Source organism: Prevotella sp. P3-92, assembly GCF_002251205.1.
Taxonomy (GTDB): Bacteria; Bacteroidota; Bacteroidia; order Bacteroidales; family Bacteroidaceae; genus Prevotella.
This window is the reverse complement of record NZ_NPJE01000021.1, coordinates 1-975: the sequence shown is the minus strand read 5'-3', so window position 1 is coordinate 975 and position 975 is coordinate 1. Positions and strand designations below refer to the sequence as shown.

Genomic DNA, 975 nt, shown 5'->3' with positions numbered 1-975 from the left:
ATAAAACTCACATCTGATTCAATATGCTATGATTACTGATAGTTATGATATTGAAACTGAACCAATGATCAATCTGTTTGATTTCTACGGCAGACGTGGAGATTTTGCAGATATATGCCTGATAATATTCTCGAAGGAGATTCATCGGCATTTACTTGATTCCTACGAATCTGAAATTATTGCAACTATGCCGGCTTGCAATGGCGATACGCATATCTATAAAACAACTTATAAAGGAGTTACGATAACTTTCTACCTGTCAGGAATAGGTTCAGCAGTAGCATCCTCTCAATGTCATCTTGCAAGCTGGCTAACTGGAGCATCAAAGTTCATTATGTTCGGTTCCTGTGGCAGTCTTGACCGTACAACCACACAAGGTAGATTTATCATACCGACACAAAGTTACAGAGGGGACGGGTGTTCATATTATTTTGCAGCACCATCCGACTATATTGATATAGCCGCAAGCAAGGAACTTTCCATAATTTTCGACAAATTATCTGTACCATATATTACAGGTAAAATATGGACGACAGATTCGATGATCAGAGAAACAAAAGGACTTGTACGCAAACGTATGGAAGAAGGGTGCATCGCTGTAGAAATGGAATTGGCTGGAGTTCAATCTGTGTGCGACTTCTACAATTTGAAGTTGTATGCTTTTTTTTGAAACAGGTGACATTTTGGATACAAATGGATATGAAGCCAAAGGCTTGAACAATGCCAACCATAGTTTAAACAAACTTTATATTGCTTTAGAAACGGCAACCTACATCTGAAGTATATCAGAATTGTAAATTCCCATTTAGCGGACTATATAAAAAGTATTCCATAACCATCTATACGTGGTTTACGGAATGCTTACTTTATAACAATTAGGTTTACACTCGTTTATTTTGACGGTGCAAAGTTACTCATGCTATCTGGCTCCCACAACGGGCAATAGTGCACATTTTCAAGAAAATGACGTTTTCA

The 975-nt window shown here is 37.6% G+C and carries 1 protein-coding gene; it reads left to right on the top strand.

Annotated elements, in window-relative coordinates; all coding sequences use genetic code 11:
• Window positions 1-28: 28 nt before the first annotated feature.
• Window positions 29-670 (top strand): nucleoside phosphorylase, encoded by a 642-nt coding sequence (locus CIK93_RS03605; RefSeq protein ID WP_254046726.1) that lies wholly within the window; start codon window positions 29-31, stop codon window positions 668-670.
• Window positions 671-975 lie beyond the last annotated feature (305 nt).